This is a genomic window from Schnuerera sp., assembly GCF_035459645.1.
In the GTDB taxonomy this organism is placed as follows: domain Bacteria; phylum Bacillota; class Clostridia; order Tissierellales; family Tepidimicrobiaceae; genus Schnuerera.
This window is the reverse complement of the sequence record NZ_DATHXO010000054.1, coordinates 1-3,052: the sequence shown is the minus strand read 5'-3', so window position 1 is coordinate 3,052 and position 3,052 is coordinate 1. Positions and strand designations below refer to the sequence as shown.

At 31.6% G+C, this 3,052-nt stretch carries 4 protein-coding genes; all 4 read left to right on the top strand.

Going from position 1 to position 3,052, the window contains the following annotated elements; genetic code table 11:
* Window positions 1-585 (top strand): Maf family protein (locus tag VK998_RS01245; protein ID WP_325224571.1); only part of this gene is annotated, 585 nt, incomplete at its 5' end.
* 18 nt (window positions 586-603) lie between these two features.
* Complete coding sequence (radC, locus tag VK998_RS01240) at window positions 604-1,311, top strand: RadC family protein (protein ID WP_325224569.1); 708 nt, start codon at window positions 604-606, stop codon at window positions 1,309-1,311.
* 40 nt (window positions 1,312-1,351) lie between these two features.
* Window positions 1,352-2,383 (top strand): rod shape-determining protein, encoded by a 1,032-nt coding sequence (locus VK998_RS01235; RefSeq protein WP_325224568.1) that lies wholly within the window; start codon window positions 1,352-1,354, stop codon window positions 2,381-2,383.
* 11 nt (window positions 2,384-2,394) lie between these two features.
* Window positions 2,395-3,052, top strand: a 658-nt coding sequence (gene mreC / locus VK998_RS01230; RefSeq protein ID WP_325224565.1) for a rod shape-determining protein MreC, incomplete at its 3' end; no start/stop codon positions are given.

Below are 3,052 nucleotides of genomic sequence, written 5' to 3'. Positions count from 1 at the left end.
ATTATGAACAAAATTGTCCTTGCTTCAGCATCCCCTAGAAGAAAAGAATTGCTATTAAAGTATAATATAAAGCCTATTATAGTAGAATCCAAAATCCAAGAAAAAATTTCATTAAATGAAACAGCTGAACAAATTGTTATGGCATTAGCTTTTCAAAAAGCAGATGAAGTAGCAAAAGGATTCAATGAGGGTGAAATTATAATAGGTGCAGATACAATTGTTACTTGCGAAGGGGAAATACTTGGGAAACCGAAAAACAAAGCTGAAGGTAAAAATATGCTTAGATTTTTAAGTGATAAAAAGCATGAAGTAATAACAGGAATAAGTATTATAAAATCGAACACAAATTTAAAAATTATAGATTTTGAAAGAACAGTAGTAAAGTTTAGGAAGCTTTCTGATGAAAAAATTGAAAGCTATATTAAAACTAAGGAATACATGGACAAAGCAGGAGGATATGCTATACAAGGAATAGGAGGCATATTAGTAGAATATATTAATGGATGTTATTTTAATGTAATAGGCTTGCCTATATATAAATTAGATAACTTATTAGAAAAGTATTTTAACATAAGTATATTATAATGATGTAGGTGATTATTTATGGAGAAAAATATTAATCTTAATAAAAGTTATACCATAAAGGATCTTCCATTACATGAAAGGCCAAGGGAAAAATTGGTTAAATATGGAGTGGGTTCTTTGTCAAATGCTGAGTTAATAGCTATAATTCTTAGAACTGGTTATCGAGAAGATACTGCTATAGATTTAGCCAATAAATTACTTAGCATAGATAGGATTGGTATTGGATATCTTTCTCATGCAACAGTAGAAGAATTAACTACAATAAAAGGTATAGGTCAGTGTAAAGCAGCACAAGTTATTGCTGCAATAGAATTAGGTAAAAGAATATCCAGTCGAGGAGGAGAAGACAAACTAAAGGTAGACTCACCACTGGTAATTGCAGAATTACTTATGGAAGAGATGAGATATTTAAGACGGGAACATTTTAAAATCGCCATTCTTGATACTAAAAATCAGATAATAAGTATAGAGAATATATCTGTGGGCAATTTAAATTCGTCTATTGTACATCCTAGAGAAGTCTTTAATATTGCAATTAAAAGAAGCGCTAATTCGATTATTTTAGTACATAATCATCCTAGTGGTGATCCAACACCAAGCACAGAAGATATCAATATTACACATAGACTAATCGATGCAGGAAATATAATTGGAATCAAGGTTTTAGACCATATTATTATTGGCGATAATAAGTATATAAGCTTTAAACACAAAAATATTATCTAGGTTGTTGATTTTAGCATATAGAAAGGAAGGAGCAAAAAACATGGGAATTTTTAGTGCATTTACAAAGGATATGGGAATTGATTTAGGAACAGCAAATACTTTAGTCTATATTAAAGGTAAAGATATTGTAATAAGAGAACCATCAGTAGTAGCAATACAAACCAATACAAAACAGGTTTTAGCTGTTGGTGAAGAAGCAAAAAAAATGATTGGTAGAACTCCAGGGAATATTGTGGCTATTAGACCCTTAAGAGATGGAGTTATTGCTGATTTTGATATAACTCAAAGTATGCTTAAATACTTTATAAAACGTTCTATGCAAAGACGCTCATTGTTTCAGCCAAGAGTAGTAGTTTGTGTTCCTAGTGGAGTTACAGAAGTTGAAAAAAGAGCTGTAGAAGAAGCTGCTATTCATGCTGGAGCAAGAGATGCATATTTAATAGAAGAGCCTATGGCAGCAGCAATAGGAGCAGGACTTCCTGTTCATGAGCCTACTGGTAGTTTAATAGTAGATATTGGAGGGGGTACTACTGAAGTAGCAGTTATATCTTTAGGTGGAATAGTAACTAGTAAATCTATTAGAGTTGGCGGAGACGAATTAGATGAATCCATAGTCAGCTATATTAAAAAAGAATATAGTTTGATGATTGGTGAACGTACAGCAGAAGATATTAAAATTACCATTGGTTCTGCCGGTGTCAATAACAAAGAGACCAAGATGAATATTAGGGGAAGAGATCTAATAAGTGGCTTACCTAAAACTATTGAAATTACTTCAAAGGAAATATATGATGCAATGAAGGAACAAATATTTAATATTTTAGAAGCTATAAAATCAACATTAGAGAAGACTCCACCTGAATTAGCAGCAGATATAATGGAACAGGGTATAATGTTGACTGGAGGAGGAGCTTTACTTGATGGCCTTGATAGATTAATTAGCAAGGAAACAGGTATGCCTGTACATGTAGCAGAAAACCCACTAGATTGCGTAGCCATTGGTACAGGGAAGGCTTTGGAGAGCATAGAAGTTTTGAAAAAAACTGTGTCAAATAATAAGAGAATAGGTTAAGCGGTGATAATATGTCTTTTTTCAAGAAATATAAAAATAGAATGATAGTAACTTTAGTTGCTATCATTCTAATTGTTGTCATTGGTATAACCAGTGGCGAGAGAATAGGGTTATCAAAAGTAGAAAAGACTATTGGGAATTTATTGAAACCAATAGAAAAAGTTTTTTTTAATATAGGGAAAAAGACTTCCAATTTTTTTAATTCCATTAAAGATATTGGCCATTTAAGAGAGGAAAATGAAAAATTAAAAATAAGAATTGCTGAACTTGAAGAAAAGAATAGAATATATGAAGATTTAATTGGTAAATCTGAGTATTTGAAAAATGAGAAGGAGTTAATGGAAAATACAGATTATAATTTAATAGCTGCTCAAGTTATTGGTAAGGATCCTAGTAATTGGTTCGATAGATTTATCATAGATAGGGGCTTGAAAGATGGCATTAAAAAAGGTGATACAGTAATTCAAGCTGTAGAAACTGATGAAGGAATTATACAAGAAGGTATAGTGGGAAGGATTATAGAAGTAGGGGATAATTGGTCCAAAGTTATTTCTATAATAGACGAAAATAGCAAAGTTTCCTTTAAAGTAACAAGAACCCAAGATGGCGGTATGATATCTAACAATATCGATGGTAGATTAAGTGGATATCTTTTTGACACTAAAGCCG

What these genes read in the sequence shown, in the direction of transcription:
- radC (WP_325224569.1), top strand. Translation starts at nt 604, where the DNA reads ATGGAGAAAAATATTAATCTTAATAAAAGTTATACCATAAAGGATCTT.
- VK998_RS01235 (WP_325224568.1), top strand. Translation starts at nt 1,352, where the DNA reads ATGGGAATTTTTAGTGCATTTACAAAGGATATGGGAATTGATTTAGGA.